Source organism: Pedobacter steynii (genome assembly GCF_001721645.1).
Classification (GTDB): Bacteria; Bacteroidota; Bacteroidia; order Sphingobacteriales; family Sphingobacteriaceae; genus Pedobacter; species Pedobacter steynii_A.
In genome coordinates this window covers 3,953,620-3,968,928 of sequence record NZ_CP017141.1, presented here as the reverse complement: position 1 = coordinate 3,968,928, position 15,309 = coordinate 3,953,620, and the positions used below count along the sequence as shown (strand labels likewise).

The 15,309-nt window shown below is 39.7% G+C and carries 14 protein-coding genes; 7 read left to right on the top strand and 7 right to left on the bottom strand.

The genetic code is table 11. The features are described 5' to 3' along the window. The first annotated feature begins 41 nt into the window (after nucleotides 1-41). The 4 genes from BFS30_RS16635 (at nucleotide 42) to BFS30_RS16620 (ending at nucleotide 4,413) form a co-directional block, all read left to right on the top strand. The gene (locus BFS30_RS16635) at nucleotides 42-881 is read left to right on the top strand and encodes an MBL fold metallo-hydrolase (RefSeq protein WP_069380323.1); all 840 of its coding nucleotides are present in this window, start codon (nucleotides 42-44) and stop codon (nucleotides 879-881) included. Between the two features lie 137 nt (nucleotides 882-1,018). Further along, nucleotides 1,019-1,351 (top strand): YegP family protein, encoded by a 333-nt coding sequence (locus tag BFS30_RS16630; RefSeq protein WP_420488425.1) that lies wholly within the window; start codon nucleotides 1,019-1,021, stop codon nucleotides 1,349-1,351. Between the two features lie 642 nt (nucleotides 1,352-1,993). Further along, nucleotides 1,994-2,854 (top strand): sigma-70 family RNA polymerase sigma factor, encoded by an 861-nt coding sequence (locus tag BFS30_RS16625; RefSeq protein ID WP_008242129.1) that lies wholly within the window; start codon nucleotides 1,994-1,996, stop codon nucleotides 2,852-2,854. Nucleotides 2,855-2,964: 110 nt separating this feature from the next. Then, nucleotides 2,965-4,413: a glyceraldehyde-3-phosphate dehydrogenase gene (locus BFS30_RS16620; RefSeq protein WP_069380321.1), complete on the top strand. Its 1,449-nt coding sequence runs from the start codon at nucleotides 2,965-2,967 to the stop codon at nucleotides 4,411-4,413. 78 nt (nucleotides 4,414-4,491) lie between these two features. On the opposite strand, the gene BFS30_RS16615 is transcribed toward BFS30_RS16620, so the two are convergent. Further along, complete coding sequence (locus BFS30_RS16615; protein WP_069380320.1) at nucleotides 4,492-5,475, bottom strand: potassium channel beta subunit family protein; 984 nt, start codon at nucleotides 5,473-5,475, stop codon at nucleotides 4,492-4,494. A 146-nt stretch (nucleotides 5,476-5,621) separates the two neighbouring features. On the opposite strand from BFS30_RS16615, the gene BFS30_RS16610 reads away from it, so the two are divergent. Then, nucleotides 5,622-6,584, top strand: a complete 963-nt coding sequence (locus BFS30_RS16610) for a M20/M25/M40 family metallo-hydrolase (RefSeq protein ID WP_069380319.1) — start codon at nucleotides 5,622-5,624, stop codon at nucleotides 6,582-6,584. Between the two features lie 3 nt (nucleotides 6,585-6,587). On the opposite strand, the gene BFS30_RS16605 is transcribed toward BFS30_RS16610, so the two are convergent. The 5 genes from BFS30_RS16605 to BFS30_RS16585 form a co-directional block, all read right to left on the bottom strand. Further along, nucleotides 6,588-6,854, bottom strand: a complete 267-nt coding sequence (locus tag BFS30_RS16605; RefSeq protein ID WP_208602981.1) for a hypothetical protein — start codon at nucleotides 6,852-6,854, stop codon at nucleotides 6,588-6,590. A 137-nt stretch (nucleotides 6,855-6,991) separates the two neighbouring features. Next, entirely contained in the window at nucleotides 6,992-8,668 is a 1,677-nt protein-coding gene (locus BFS30_RS16600) for a S41 family peptidase (RefSeq protein ID WP_069380317.1), read from the bottom strand. Nucleotides 8,669-8,746: 78 nt separating this feature from the next. Then, entirely contained in the window at nucleotides 8,747-9,361 is a 615-nt protein-coding gene (locus BFS30_RS16595; protein WP_069380316.1) for an HAD family hydrolase, read from the bottom strand. A 19-nt stretch (nucleotides 9,362-9,380) separates the two neighbouring features. Next, nucleotides 9,381-9,875, bottom strand: a complete 495-nt coding sequence (locus tag BFS30_RS16590; RefSeq protein WP_069380315.1) for a hypothetical protein — start codon at nucleotides 9,873-9,875, stop codon at nucleotides 9,381-9,383. A gap of 23 nt (nucleotides 9,876-9,898) precedes the next feature. After that, entirely contained in the window at nucleotides 9,899-10,552 is a 654-nt protein-coding gene (locus tag BFS30_RS16585) for an ABC transporter ATP-binding protein (RefSeq protein WP_069380314.1), read from the bottom strand. Between the two features lie 65 nt (nucleotides 10,553-10,617). Here BFS30_RS16585 and sucC point away from each other — a divergent pair, with 65 nt between their 5' ends. Then, the gene (gene sucC, locus BFS30_RS16580) at nucleotides 10,618-11,808 is read left to right on the top strand and encodes an ADP-forming succinate--CoA ligase subunit beta (protein ID WP_069380313.1); all 1,191 of its coding nucleotides are present in this window, start codon (nucleotides 10,618-10,620) and stop codon (nucleotides 11,806-11,808) included. Nucleotides 11,809-12,244: 436 nt separating this feature from the next. On the opposite strand, the gene BFS30_RS16575 is transcribed toward sucC, so the two are convergent. Beyond that, nucleotides 12,245-13,579 carry a sensor histidine kinase gene (locus tag BFS30_RS16575; RefSeq protein WP_069382480.1) on the bottom strand — a complete coding sequence of 445 codons (1,335 nt, stop codon included), beginning with the start codon at nucleotides 13,577-13,579 and terminating at the stop codon, nucleotides 12,245-12,247. A 141-nt stretch (nucleotides 13,580-13,720) separates the two neighbouring features. Between BFS30_RS16575 and asnS the strand changes: the two genes are divergently transcribed. Further along, nucleotides 13,721-15,169, top strand: a complete 1,449-nt coding sequence (asnS, locus tag BFS30_RS16570) for an asparagine--tRNA ligase (protein WP_069380312.1) — start codon at nucleotides 13,721-13,723, stop codon at nucleotides 15,167-15,169. The last annotated feature ends 140 nt before the right edge of the window (nucleotides 15,170-15,309 follow it).

Sequence of the window (15,309 nt, the reverse complement as noted above, 5' to 3'; positions counted from 1 at the left end):
GGTTTTTTTTTACATTTACTTTTCCCTAACCGAATTTCAATATGAACTTACATACCATTGATACCGGATTATTTAAATTAGACGGAGGAGCCATGTTTGGCGTAGTCCCTAAATCTATCTGGCAGAAAACCACCCCCGCTGACGCGAATAACATGTGTACCTGGGCCATGCGCTGCCTGCTCGTCGAAGATGGTGATCGCCTGATCCTGATCGATAATGGCATCGGTGATAAGCAGGACGAAAAGTTTATGGGACACTATTACCTGCATGGGGAGGATACCCTGGACCGCTCTTTAGCTGCCAAAGGCTTTTCAAGAGACGACATTACCGATGTCTTTTTAACGCACCTGCACTTTGACCATTGCGGAGGTTCTATCATCCGCCAGGGAGACAAACTTCGTCCTGCTTTTAAAAATGCATTTTACTGGAGTAATGCCAAACACTGGGACTGGGCAGTAAATCCGAATGACAGAGAGAAGGCTTCCTTTCTAAAAGAGAACATTCTTCCGATCCAGGAAAGTGGACAATTGCGTTTCGTTGAGGATATAGAGGGCGTTTCCTTTCATGAAGGGATCAACATTCGTTTTGCCTATGGCCATACTGATGCGATGATGCTTCCACAAATTCAATATAAAGGTAAAACCCTGGTATATATGGCAGATTTACTTCCTTCTGTAGGCCATATCCCGCTGCCTTATGTAATGGCTTATGATATGTTCCCGCTAACAACTCTGACAGAGAAAAAAGCTTTCCTTCAGGAGGCCGCAGAGAAAGAATATATTCTCGTATTGGAACATGATGCAGTGAATGAATGCTGTACGCTTCAGCAAACCGAAAAGGGCATCAGACTTGACCGCACATTTAATCTGGATAGTATTTAAAAAAGCCCGGCTACTTTCAAACCCATATCCGGCAATAGCTTAACAAAAAAATAATTCCGCTGATTTTTGTTTAGCCTTTATTTTTTTCTAAATTGGATGAATAAAGTCAACCTAGAACTAAAATAAAACAAAACACGATTATGGGAAAATTCGAGATCAAAACAAGAAAGAACGGTGAATTTCAGTTCGATTTAAAAGCTGGTAATGGTCAGGTCATCTTAACAAGTGAAGGCTATACCACAAAAAGCAATTGCCTTAATGGCGTCGAATCTGTTAAAAAGAACTCACAGGACGATAGCAAATTTGATAGAAAAACCTCCACCAATGGAAAACCTTACTTCAATTTAAAGGCTACCAACGGACAGATTATTGGTACCAGTGAAATGTATGAGTCCGAAGCAAGCCGGGATAATGGAATTGAATCTGTTAAAAAGAATGCGCCTGATGCAGAAGTATCAGATCTGACCTAATCGTATCAAATATTTTAAAACAGGCCTGTCAGCTTCCTTTACTAAGAAAAGCTGACAGGCTTTGTAATTTATAGCATAGCCCTACCCTTCTTCTCTGTATCCATACAGCTGCAGAATTCTATACCTTATAGTGATCATAAAAATGGGGAGCCTTTCTCTCAATCATGGGAATTTCAGCCCGGTCTTTATAAAAACAGCAAGCTTCTTTAAAGTCTAATCAAAAGAAAAACAAAAGAGATGATCATTAGTAAGTTCTGATCGGATGAGTGGATTTCAAATCTTTTTTTCATTTCTTTTCCTTTTGTGTCAGTTGGCAGTTCCTTTTCAACTGACCGTATTTGAAAATTTCGCTTTAAGTAATTTTCGATTCTGACTTCTGCAAGACAAAGTATATTTCTATGCTTACATAATGGATTTAATGTTATTAATCAACCTATATTTATTGCTTAACAATAAATATAGGTCAACAATCAATAAGGGCTCAAAATACTGACAAAAGTATTTTGGAATAATTATTGCTGTTAAAATATTGTAGAAATAACAGTTGTAAACTGTAACATTTTCAGGAATTTATGTTTTCAAATTGCCTTTAAATTCTTACTTTTGCACGTTCAAACACATAACGAGTACCAAAGCATATAAATGAGACAACTCAAAATCACGCAATCCATTACCAATCGCGAAAGTCAATCTTTAGACAAATACCTTCACGAAATTGGTAAAGTAGATTTAATCACCGCCGAAGAAGAAGTAATATTAGCAAGAAAAATACGCGAGGGAGATCAGGCCGCATTAGAACGTTTAACAAAGACTAACCTACGTTTCGTGGTTTCCGTGGCAAAACAGTATCAAAATCAAGGTTTAACGTTAGGGGATTTAATTAATGAGGGTAACCTGGGTTTAATTAAAGCTGCAAAACGTTTCGATGAGACCAAAGGTTTTAAATTTATCTCTTATGCGGTTTGGTGGATTCGTCAATCTATATTGCAGGCTATTGCAGAACAAAGCCGTATCGTTCGTTTGCCATTAAACCAGGTTGGTTCCCTAAGTAAAATCAGTAAAGCCTTCTCTAAATTAGAGCAGGAATATGAGCGCGAGCCTTCTCCGGAAGAACTGGCAGACATCTTAGAGACTACGGTAGATAAGATCTCTGATACTTTGAGTAACTCCGGACGTCATGTGTCTATGGATGCTCCATTTGTTCAGGGTGAGGAAAATACCTTATTGGATGTGTTGGAAAACCATGAGCCAAATACCGATAGCAGCCTGATCAATGAATCTCTTTCTGAAGAGATCAAACGTTCCCTGTCTACATTAACAGAACGTGAGCGTGAAATCATTGTTCTTTTCTTTGGATTAAGTACCAATCACCCCCTGTCTCTTGAAGAGATCGGTGAGAAATTCAACTTAACCCGCGAACGTGTTCGTCAGATCAAAGACAAAGCTTTACAACGTCTTCGTCACACTTCAAGAAGTAAAATATTAAAATCATACCTGGGCTAATCAAAAGTTCGGACCCGCTGGCAAAGCGAGAAATTATATAAGTAAAAAAGATTGGGTACTCGCTCAATCTTTTTTACTTTTGTGCCATTCTAACCAAAAATATTCCACGCATGCTAAAGAAATACCAATCCGAATTTCAAAGTTGGATTGAAAAAGAAAAAAAAGCGATTGAATTGATTAACGTTGTTGGCCAGCTTTGGTTCGACAGATCTATTGAACTGGTACTATTCCGTAAACCTTTATTTGATGTTGGAAGCAGTGAAATACTGGCACATCACCAATATGCAAAGGAAGTTAGCGGAAAAGACATCGGCATTTATGAAACACTGGAACTTGCCGTTACCATCTCTAAATGTAACCTTGCCCCTTCTCGTGTTGACATTGGCAGACTAGCTTCAGAATGGCTGGAAGACAACAACAACTACCCTACAATGAACGACTTTGTAGTGAGTAAACTCAGCAAACACATCGGTAAAGACAAAATCAATCTGAAACCTAAAGACGTTGTTCTTTTTGGTTTTGGTCGTATCGGTCGTATTGCCGCACGTGAACTAATCCTTCAGGCTGGTAAAGGAGAACAATTACGCCTCAGGGCAATTGTAACCCGAAGCTATAGCGATGAAGAACTGATCAAAAGAGGTGAATTATTACGCACGGATTCTATCCATGGTCCTTTTAACGGAACCATTACGGAAGACTTTGAAAACAAAGCCCTGATCATCAACGGGCAAACCATTTATTTCATCGAAGCGAAACAACCGGAAGATGTTGACTATACACAGTACGACATCCATGATGCATTGCTGATTGACAATACTGGAATTTTCCGTGACCGCGAAGGTTTAGGCAGACACCTGACTGCCAAAGGAATCAGCAAGGTATTATTAACCGCACCTGCCAAAGGAGATATCCCGAATGTGGTTGCAGGAATCAATGATGCCCATATTGATTATGCCAATGAAACCATTTTATCCAATGCATCCTGTACAACCAATGCCATCGTACCGGTATTAAAGTTAATTGATGATGCCTTTGGAATCGAAAAAGGACATATTGAAACAGTTCACTCTTATACGAATGACCAGAACCTGTTAGACAATTACCATAAAAAATACAGAAGAGGCAGAGCAGCTGCATTAAACCTGGTGATCACAGAAACCGGGGCTGATAAAGCAGTGGCAAAAGTGATTCCTCATCTGGGTGGAAAGCTGACCGGAAATGCGGTACGTGTCCCTACACCAAACGTTTCCCTTGCTATCCTGAACCTCTCCTTAAATAAAGTGAGTTCAAAAGAAGAAGTAAGTGAAATCTTAAGACAAGCATCTCTTTTCGGAGACCTATCTGAGCAAATCGAATACTCGATCTCTAATGAACTGGTAAGCACCGATTTAATTGGAAACAGTCATGCTTCCATTATTGACGGACCCGCAACAATTATGGCGAAAGACAATAAATCAGTAGTACTGTATACCTGGTACGACAATGAATATGGCTATACCAGACAAGTAATCCGTCTGGCTAAAAAATTAGCGGGTGTAGTCAGGTTAACTTATTACTAGACATTTTAAATCCATAAAATTTAAATCCATAAAAAAGGCCGGTGTTTTACAAAACACCGGCCTTTTTTATGTTGAAGATTAAAACTGAGGCAACTGAGGCCTGGTTTGCATGATATCTTCTATATCAGCCAAAACCTGCTCCGTCAATAGCGGCAGCACCTCCAGTGTAGTCAGGTTTTCTTTTAATTGCGCTGTCTTTGAAGCACCTAATATTACCGTACTTACATTCGGGTTTTTAAGACACCATGCCAATGACAATTTTGCCAGTGGGATGTTTAACTGATCGGCCAGTCCCTGCAATTGTTCTGCCTTCTTTAATTTTTCTTCATTTAACACGGCATCTTTTAACCATTCCATCCCTTTCAATTCCAGACGGGTATCCTTCGTTACTCCTGATGTATATTTACCGGACAATAAACCCGAAGCCAATGGCGACCAGATTGTTGTTCCCAACCCATATTCTTTAAACAACAGCAGGTACTCGTTCTCCATCTTATGACGTTCCAGCAGATTGTATTGAGGTTGTTCCATTGTCGGCCCGATCAGGTTGTACTGTTTAGATACCCGGATGGCTTCCATAATTTCCGAAGCACTCCATTCTGACGTTCCCCAGTACAATATCTTACCCTGCTGCAATAAAGTATTCATTGCCCATACGGTTTCTTCAATCGGAGTATTTTTATCTGGCCTATGGCAAAAGTAGAGATCCAGGTAATCCACCTGCAAACGCTTCAAGGCTGCGTTACAAGCTTCAATCACATGTTTACGTGATAAGCCAACCCTATTCGGGCCTTTATTTTCCGTTCCAAAGAACACTTTACTCGAGACTACAAAAGATTCCCGTTCCCATTTGCGCGATTTCAGGATTTTACCCATCACCTCTTCGGATTTTCCTTCCGCATAACCCTCGGCATTATCGAAAAAGTTTACTCCTGCATCGTAAGCAATTCCCATTAACTCATCGGCAGTTTTATCGCTGATCTGTTGCCCGAATGTTAACCAGCTTCCTAAAGAAAGTGCACTGACCTGTAATCCTGATTTACCTAAACGTCTGTATTCCATTTAAATCTTGTTTTTAATGATGTATATGCCCAAATTACCTTATAATATGAAAACATACCGCGTCATTTTAAGTTTTGACAATCTCATGTCGAAGCAGATGTCGGCGAATATAATTATCTTTATCTCACCGAAAAGCCAACGAGAAAATGAAAGTATACCTGCTATTTCCCTTAATTGCTCTGCTGAGCTGCAATACCATCAAGAATCCTGGTCAGGCACAAACCGGGCAACATTTTTCAAAGATAGAGCAGCAATTGTTAAAAGATGTAGAGGTCCTTTCATCCGACGAGTATGAGGGACGTAAAACAGGCACCAAGGGTGCAGAAATGGCCAGGGCATACCTAAGCATCAGATTTAAACAAATTGGTTTAAAACCAATCCCTTCGCTTGTAGGATATGAACAACCCTTCTCTTTCAGAAACAATAAAGGTGTAGAAATTCACGGAAAGAACATGATCGCTTATATTCCGGGAAAAGACCAGCAGGTGATCGTTATCTCCGCTCATTATGATCATGTTGGGGTCATGAACGGTGAGGTATACAACGGGGCGGACGACAATGCGTCGGGTATTGCTGCATTATTAAATTTTGCAGCCTATTATAAAAAGAACCAGCCCAACCACACCCTGATCTTTGCAGCTTTTGATGCAGAAGAAATGGGTTTAAGAGGCTCAAAAGCTTTTGTTGACAAAGCTCCGGTTGCACTGGAAAAGATCCGCATGAACATCAATATGGATATGATCAGTCATAATGACAAGGGGGAGCTTTATGCCTGTGGTACCTATAAATATCCTGAATTAAAGAAATATTTTATCACCACAGATCCGAAGATTAGAGTCTTGCTGGGGCATGACGATCCTAAAACAGGTCATGAGGACTGGACTAATCAGAGTGATCAGGGTTCGTTCAATGCTAAAAACATTCCTTTCATTTACTTCGGCGTTGAAGACCACAAAGATTACCACAAGGCATCAGATGAGTTTCAGAATATTAACAAAAAATTCTTTACCGATGCTACTGCTTCCATCCTGGAAATTATCAATAACATCGATAAAGAACGTAACCTGCAATCCATCTTCAGAGAAAAACTGCGGATGAAAAAGCAGTAAATGCTAAAACTCTATAGCGAGCAAGCTGCTCAAAGGAATGTGAATTCCGTTTTTCAGTTGAATGTACTTTTCTGTCACAGACCATACGGTAGTCGAAACCGTTCTTGGCCCTTCTTTCGTGTTGAAGGAGATGTCTGCTTTGGACTTAAATTCATTTCCAAGTCGTTGTGCAGAATTCAACTTGTCTCTCAATTCTTCTGTATGATTTTGATCAGCAGGTATGATCTGACTGATGTCAATTGACTCTTTTTCGATTAATTCCCCTATCATAATATTATGCCTTAATTCTTATTAAATATGCGTTTAAACAATTAAAATCGCAATAAAAACAGATATTTCAAAGTCATTTTTACATAATTATGTAAATAGGCTTTTACATTCAAAAAAAACAACTGATTAACAGAAGTTTATCTTCTTCCGGGAGTTTTAATCATCCCTACAAACTCGCTATTACGTTTAGAGGGCACCATAACCATGGCTGAAACGGAAGTATTACTTTCCTCGCGGATGCTCATTCTTGCGTTCTTTGCTGCTGCCAGGGCTGAAGACCCTGCTGTTCCCGGAATAACCGATACCGATTTCGCCAGATACCCTTCTCTTACATCTCCAAACTCAAAGAAAGGATTATCGAAGAAGCCATTTTCCGAGCTGGTTGCCGCGTTATAATCAGGAACCATTCCATTGAAATAACCACCTTCGCCGTTAGAGTTTTTAGTTTCAAACATGGCATAAAGCACATCGTAACGATTCTCAATCCGGATAGGGAAGAAACCAACGGGTTTTCCATAAGTTGTTTCCCCTACCAGTTTCACATTGACAAAAGGTTTCAGACTGTTGATCACCAGTTCGCTGGCAGACGCGGTTCTGTCGGACACAATAAAAATCACATTGGCTACACTTCCAAGAGAACCCTTTTTACTGAATGAAACAGACTGAGCTTCCGGACTATAATCGTCGTCGGCCTGGGTCAGGTTTCTTCCAAGACCTCTGTCATAAATTAGATTGCCATTAATATCAGTAACCGGCTGATTGATCAGGATACCAGCCTGCCCATTACGCATGGTATTATTATAGTATTCTCTGAACATCACTTTTCCACTGGTGTTTGAAGGTGCGATCAGGTTGATCAGGTATTCAGCTGTATTGATATATCCGCCACTATTGTACCTTAAATCAATCACCAGGTCTTTCACTCCATTTGTAGAAAAACCTGCAAAAGCCTCATCCAGCTCTGCCTTGGTATTGTTATCTAACGTGGAGAACCTTGCAAAAGCCAGGTAACCGATTTTCTTCGTGCCAACTGTAAGTGTGGTTGCCTTATAAACCGGACTGCTTTTATAGCTCTTTTTCGCTAATGTTTTTGAGAAATCGGCTCCTTTTACCCCACCGGTATAGATGGTCCCTTCTATCGTTACACTCTGATTTCCGATTACATTCTTTGCCAGTTCCAATTCAGAGCTAATATTTGCACCATAAGGCTGTCCGTTTATCTTTTTGATTACCCATCCCCTTTGCACCCCTGCAAGTGCTGCAGGAGATCCCGGATATACCGCAGTAACGAACAGGCTATACACTGTTGGCATCGTTTCTGAGGTTCTGTAACCTTCTACTCTAAGCCCTACATCATTTCCGTTACCTTCCGTATCCACAGCAGCTAAGGCATTGGGAACGCTTGCCTGAGGATTAGCCTCATTAAAATCTTCTATAAAGGAATATTTTAAAGAAGAATAACCAGGCTCATAATCCGGAGAACCAGAAATCTTACCTATATTAAAAAGGTTATTCTCATAATTATTCAGGTTGCTCCCGCCATTTGTATATTTTCTTGGTAAATATTCATCATAGGTTGGCAGCGCCGCATTCCAGTAATACACTTCTTTCGCATATAGAAACACTGAGTCGTTACTCAGCTCTACTCTATTTGTTGTAGGCGTCTGTTTGGTATTTCCGGTGGCCGGAACACTAACCTGTCCATTTCGTTCTTTTGTCGGCTCTACTTTACTTTTCTTACAGGCCGAAAAAGCAAGAGGCATCAGCATAATCGCAAAAACGGAGGCGCTTCGGAATGGGGTATGTTTTATCATTGATATAGAGTTAGATTATAACAAATTTATAATAATTAAACATCATTACAGCAGATTGTTATGCGAATACTAACGTAATTAAACTGATAATAGTTTATTCACTTCCAAAAAATCAATCTTTGCATTTGAAGCACATTCCCGGTCCAGGCCTTCTTTTCCGACAAACAGTATATCTTCCTGTTTTAAAGTATGTTTGTCCATGATCAGTTCCAGACCTGCCGCCGCTGGCTTTGCCTGTATTTCAGCAGCAAAATAAACCACCAGGTGATTTTCAAGACCATTCCATTCGATCTGTCTGATCTTATTCAATTGCATCACAGGATCGCCATCTACAAAGAGAAACAATTGCTTACCCCGGGCTACAATTTCCTGCAGGAAAGTCAAAGCCTTATTGAAGACCAACAACTTCAAAGGAAGTCTGGCATTTTGAAGCAACAAGTCGAAATTCAGCTGGTATTTCAATGGAATATCAAATTTTGCTGCAGTCTGTTCAAACAGTCCTTCATGTCCATCTGAAAGGTACTTTTCCTGCATAAACTGAAGAATTTCTGTCGCATTTAGCTGCTCCCCGTACTCAATAAATTGGGCAAACAGGTAATATACCTGCAACAGATAATCTTTTTCGGGATAAAGCACATCGTCCAATTCAAAAACAAAAGCTTGTTTTTCTTGTAAGTATTTTTCAGGTACCATTAATGTTTATCTAGAGGTATTAATTGATAGTAAATAAAATGGGCTCTGGTCCTTTCGCGTTATTTCGGATATAAAACGCACCATTAAGCCCTGCAGTTTTTAATGCTTCGTTGAATTCTGCTGAGGGATTGGAAGAAAACAATAAGCTTCCATCCTGATAAATGGCCCAGTCTCCGGAAAATTTCCCACTATCCAGATATTGATTCAGGCTGCTGATCTCCGGAAGAAGCACACGGATTCCAAACTCTTCGAAGAGCACAATTGATTTAGACACGGCTTCGATTTCGAAAGCGTGCAGTGGCAGTATCATGTCTACATTTTCATCCAGACAATTATTGAGTAGGTTGTGTGCCGTAGTATCGTCATTTCTCTCTCCCAAAGAATGCATCTGATAAGCTTCGGAAGCGAATGAAGGCATATCTCCATAATCCGCCAGTAATATATGGTCATTGGCAAAAGCCTTCAATAGCTTTAGTGCTGCAGCAGATTTACCTCCTGTAATTAATATTTTCATTAGAATACCTTTGTTTTTATAGGTTATGACAGGATCAGCCCATCTTTCATCGTGACTACCCGGTCACTGATTTTTGCCAGTCCTTCGTTATGCGTTACAATGACAAAGGTTTGTTTAAAATTATCCCTCAGGGTGATAAAGAATTCATGCAGCGCATTTGCATTGGCAGAATCAAGATTCCCGGAAGGTTCATCCGCAAGTATGATGGAAGGCTGGTTTACCAAAGCTCTGGCAACAGCAATCCGTTGTTGTTCTCCACCGGAAAGTTCGTTGGGTTTATGTGTTGCCCGATCTTTTAATCCCAGAAGGTCCAGCAGTTCCATAGCACGTTGTTCTGCTTCTTTTTTACCGGTCTTGGCAATGAATGCAGGGATACAGATATTCTCCAGCGCATTGAATTCAGGCAACAGGTGATGGAACTGAAAAACAAAGCCTATATTTTTGTTACGAAAGATGCTCAGCAGCTCCCCCGACAAAAGGTTTACTTTCGAACCGTTTAATTCCACCGTTCCATGATCTGGCTTATCCAGTGTGCCTAAAATATGCAACAAAGTGCTTTTGCCTGCTCCGGATGCACCAATAATACTTACAATTTCCCCTTTTGCCACTTCAAAATCCACCCCTTTCAGGATGGGTAAATTTCCATAAGCTTTCTTTATACCTGTAGCTTTTAGCATAAATGCAAACTTACTGTTTTTAAAACCAATCTGAAATTGTAGATTTGGACAAATTTTTTCAGCAAATGAATATCCACGAATATCAAGGTAAAGAAATACTTAAAAGTTTTGGTGTAGCCGTACAAGAAGGCATTGTTGCCGACACGGTTGAGCAGGCTGTAGAAGCTGCTAAAAAAATGAAAACTGACTTCAATTCTGATTGGGTTGTGATCAAAGCACAAATCCATGCAGGCGGAAGAGGTAAAGGCGGAGGTGTAAAACTGGCCAAAAACCTTGATGAGGTTAAAGAGAAAGCTACTGCAATTCTGGGTATGCAACTCGTAACTCCACAAACTGGCCCTGAAGGCAAGAAAGTAAACAAAATTTTAGTTGCACAGGATGTTTATTATCCTGGCGCTTCAGAAACTAAAGAGTTCTATGTTGGTGTATTGCTAAACCGTGCAACGGGTAAGAACATCATTATGTATTCTACAGAAGGTGGAATGGATATTGAGGAAGTAGCAGAAAAAACACCTCATCTGATATTCAAAGAAGAGATTGACCCTAAGGTTGGTCTTCAAGGATTCCAGGCCCGTAAAGTTGCGTTCAATCTTGGATTGAGTGGTGCAGCTTTCAAAGAGATGGTGAAATTTGTGACTGCGCTTTATAAAGCATATGACAGCATTGACTCTGCCATGTTTGAGATCAACCCGGTATTGAAAACTTCTGATGATAAAATCATTGCTGTAGATGCTAAAGTTGATTTAGATGAAAATGCATTGTTCCGTCATCCTGATTATGCAGCAATGCGTGATAAACTGGAAGAAGATCCAACAGACGTTGAAGCTAGCGAATCAAACTTAAACTATGTAAAATTAGATGGTAATGTTGGCTGTATGGTTAACGGTGCTGGTTTAGCGATGGCGACTATGGACATCATCAAAATTGCTGGTGGTGAGCCTGCCAACTTCCTAGACGTAGGTGGAACTGCAAATGCACAAACGGTAAAAGCAGGATTTAACATTATCCTTAAAGATCCGAATGTAAAAGCAATTCTAATCAACATTTTTGGTGGTATCGTTCGTTGTGACCGTGTAGCTCAGGGTGTAATTGATGCTTACAAAGAAATCGGAAACATTCCTGTTCCAATTATCTGCCGCTTACAAGGTACAAATGCTGCTGAAGCTAAACAGTTAATTGATGATTCAGGACTAAAAGTATATTCAGCAATCGCATTGAAAGATGCTGCTGCATTGGTAACTAAGGTACTTGCCTAATATCAGGTCTTAAAAAACCAATAAAAAAGGTCAATTGTTCATTCAATTGACCTTTTTTATTGACTTATATTTTCTTCAGAAACGTATAAAAAAACAAGAAGCCTCCAGTCATCCAACGGGAGGCTTCTTTAACCAAATATAAATTAAACGAGCTGACACAAATATAGAACTTAATGACAAAAAACACAATTTATTTTAATAAAAAATCGTAAAAACACCAAAAAAGATTAAATAAAACACAACAAAACAAATTAAAACTTCAAAAAATTACAAAAAGACACAAAAACAAAGAAAAAGAAACAGAAAAATCATAAAACATCACGCAAAATCACAAAACAATCATAAAAAACAACACAAAATCCAATAATCACTCTAAAATAAATCACATTTAACTACAAAAACACAGTTAAGTGACAAAAACACTAAAAAATACAAACTAATAGCTAGCTAATTTGAAGGAAACATAAAAAACAGAGCCTTTATCCACTTTACTTTCAAACCAAATTTTTCCTTGCTGTTGTTCTGTAAACTCTTTACATAATAGCAATCCCAGACCGATTCCTTTTTCATTATTGGTACCATAGGTAGCAGAAGCGTTGAGCTGAAAAAGATTTTCCTGTTTATCATTTGAGATTCCTATTCCATTATCAGAGATAATGATCAGGCCTTCTGTATCCCGGTATCTGGTAGAGACAATAATCTCTCCCCCCGCAGGAGTAAACTTGAGCGCATTGGAAACCAGATTCCTGATCACCAGGTGAAGCATATCATGATCAGCCATTACATTTAACTGTCCGGCTGTCAGCACATTCAAGCGGATCCCCTTCTTATCTGCTATTGACTTTTCGATCTTGAGCCAGCTTTTCAATGCTTCATTCACATCCAGCGTCTTCAGCTGAACATTCGTTCCTTTAAGCTGAGTTCTGGACCAGGACAGCAGATTCATCAGCATCTCTGACGTATCTCTGGTGATCTCCAGCAACTGCTCTTCGATAAAATGTTTTTCTCCCTCTTCCAACCCCACGGCATTCAGTAACTCCAGATACCCCTGTATGGAGCTCAATGGCATCCTTACGTCATGCGCCACAATAGAAAGCAAGCGATCCTTTTCGCTGTTTAAGTATTCCAGTTCGGCCTTCTGTGAAAGAATTTCTTTGTGTTGCATTTCAATAGCCCTGTTTCTTTCTTCTACAGAAGATCTTTCATAATCATAATTTTTCCTCATGTAGCTGATGGAAAAGAAAATCAGAATGGTTGACACCGCGTAGGTCACCCCAAAGTCTACAGTTCTTGCCAATGGACTGCTATAAAGATTCGGCGCCAGGTGTGGCCAGTAAAGCTCTACAGTAAGCACAATTAACACAGTCAGCATATTAAAAGGCACCCAAAACTTATACTGTCTTTTAGGAATAATGGTGATGATAATAAAAAAAGAAAGCGCGAACAGTAAAATGTTCGGCCCCAGGATTCCCGAATTATAGAAATAGCAAAAAACAAAGGTGAAGTTACTTGCCAGACAAAAAATCATAATACTTAGAGAAGACTTTCGCTTCACCCTTGACAGGTAGTATAACCCCCAGATAAAAAATACGCACACCGAACACAATAAAGCCAGTGCCTTTAGGTTCATTGCATAATTATAGGGTGTTTCTGCCAGCATTGCAAAGGAGGCAAAAATGCACATGGTATTAAAAATACGTTCTTCGAGAGAGAATTTATGCACGTCGCCAATGGCATTTTGCCAAAACGAAAGTTTCTGATTTGATAGCACGTTAATATGATTGAGAATGAACCGCAAACTTAATATATTAAGATTCATAAAAAAAATCAATATACAATTGAATATAAGCAACCTATTCCCTCTTATTTATTGAAGTAAATCCTTATTTTTGAACCTCTCCACAATAAAATCATGATAAAAAGAGAAAAAGTAAAAAGCCTGTTAGAGACAGTGCAATTCGACAGAGAAGTGACCGTTATGGGATGGGTTCGTACCTTCCGTAACAACCAGTTTATTGCAATAAATGATGGTTCCTGCATGGGAAATATCCAGATCGTTGTTGACTTTAATAATACTCCTGAAGATTTATTAAAACGCATTACTACAGGAGCCGCGATAGCTGTTACAGGAATTATCGTAGAATCCGTTGGTAAAGGACAGAGAGTTGATATAAAAGCAAATTCAATTGAAATATTAGGCGATAGTGATCCGGAAAAATTCCCTTTACAACCTAAGAAACACAGTCTGGAATTTTTGAGGGAAATTGCCCATTTACGTTTCCGTACCAATACTTTTAATGCGGTTTTCAAATTACGTCATGCCCTGGCTTTCGCCATTCATCAGTTTTATAACGACCGTGGGTTTGTTTATATGCACACCCCTGTAATTACGGCTTCTGACGCCGAAGGTGCCGGTGAAATGTTCAAAGTAACTACTTTGGATTTTGACAACACCCCACGTACAGAAGATGGTAAAGTAGATTTCTCACAAGATTTCTTCGCCCGTGCCACCAACCTTACCGTTTCAGGACAGCTGGAAGGTGAACTTGCAGCAATGGCTTTTGGTCAGATTTATACTTTCGGTCCTACCTTCAGGGCGGAAAACTCCAATACAACCCGTCACCTTGCCGAGTTCTGGATGATTGAACCGGAAGTTGCTTTTGCAGATCTGGAAGACAACATGCAGCTGGCAGAAGACATGATGAAGTATGTGATTAGCTACGCTTTAAAAAATTGCAAAGAGGAAATAGAATTCCTGAATAACCGTCTGCTGGAAGAGGAAAAAACCAAACCACAGAACGAGCGTAGTGAACTTTCCTTAATTGAGAAATTAAACTTCTGCCTGGACAACGATTTCCAACGCCTCACTTATACTGAAGCGATTGCGATATTGAAATCGTCCAAACCAAATCAAAAGAAACAATTCAAGTATCTTATTGATGAATGGGGAGCAGACCTTCAATCAGAACATGAGCGTTACCTGGTAGAAAAACATTTCAAGAAGCCGGTAATTCTTACCGACTATCCTGCTGACATTAAATCATTCTACATGCGTCAGAATGAACCTGATGCAGAAGGACGAAAAACAGTAGCCGCTATGGATATCCTCTTCCCTGGTATCGGGGAAATGATTGGTGGATCTGCCAGAGAAGAACGTATGGATAAACTGGTTCAAAGAATGGAAGATTTAAACATCCCACAAGAAGAAATGTGGTGGTATTTAGACACCAGACGTTTTGGAACAGCCCCACACGCCGGATTCGGGTTAGGTTTCGAAAGGCTGGTACTTTTCGTGAGTGGAATGACCAATATCAGAGACGTAATTGCTTTCCCACGTTTCCCTAAAAATGCAGAGTTTTAAGCTCATTGATATATAGAAAAAGGCTGGTTTCATAATTCGAAACCAGCCTTTTTTATTTTATATAACCGACAGGAGAAATTAAGTATTACAAAAATATCCCTCTCCTTTTCATCCCCGAATCTTTGCTGAAGGGCAAACCT

Bases quoted from the DNA above. Each gene is read 5' to 3' on its own strand.
- BFS30_RS16635 (WP_069380323.1), top strand. From the start codon at position 42: ATGAACTTACATACCATTGATACCGGATTATTTAAATTAGACGGAGGA.
- BFS30_RS16605 (WP_208602981.1), bottom strand. From the start codon at position 6,854: ATGATAGGGGAATTAATCGAAAAAGAGTCAATTGACATCAGTCAGATC.
- BFS30_RS16600 (WP_069380317.1), bottom strand. From the start codon at position 8,668: ATGATAAAACATACCCCATTCCGAAGCGCCTCCGTTTTTGCGATTATG.
- asnS (WP_069380312.1), top strand. From the start codon at position 13,721: ATGATAAAAAGAGAAAAAGTAAAAAGCCTGTTAGAGACAGTGCAATTC.
- sucC (WP_069380313.1), top strand. From the start codon at position 10,618: ATGAATATCCACGAATATCAAGGTAAAGAAATACTTAAAAGTTTTGGT.
- BFS30_RS16620 (WP_069380321.1), top strand. From the start codon at position 2,965: ATGCTAAAGAAATACCAATCCGAATTTCAAAGTTGGATTGAAAAAGAA.
- BFS30_RS16610 (WP_069380319.1), top strand. From the start codon at position 5,622: ATGAAAGTATACCTGCTATTTCCCTTAATTGCTCTGCTGAGCTGCAAT.
- BFS30_RS16615 (WP_069380320.1), bottom strand. From the start codon at position 5,475: ATGGAATACAGACGTTTAGGTAAATCAGGATTACAGGTCAGTGCACTT.
- BFS30_RS16595 (WP_069380316.1), bottom strand. From the start codon at position 9,361: ATGGTACCTGAAAAATACTTACAAGAAAAACAAGCTTTTGTTTTTGAA.
- BFS30_RS16625 (WP_008242129.1), top strand. From the start codon at position 1,994: ATGAGACAACTCAAAATCACGCAATCCATTACCAATCGCGAAAGTCAA.
- BFS30_RS16585 (WP_069380314.1), bottom strand. From the start codon at position 10,552: ATGCTAAAAGCTACAGGTATAAAGAAAGCTTATGGAAATTTACCCATC.
- BFS30_RS16590 (WP_069380315.1), bottom strand. From the start codon at position 9,875: ATGAAAATATTAATTACAGGAGGTAAATCTGCTGCAGCACTAAAGCTA.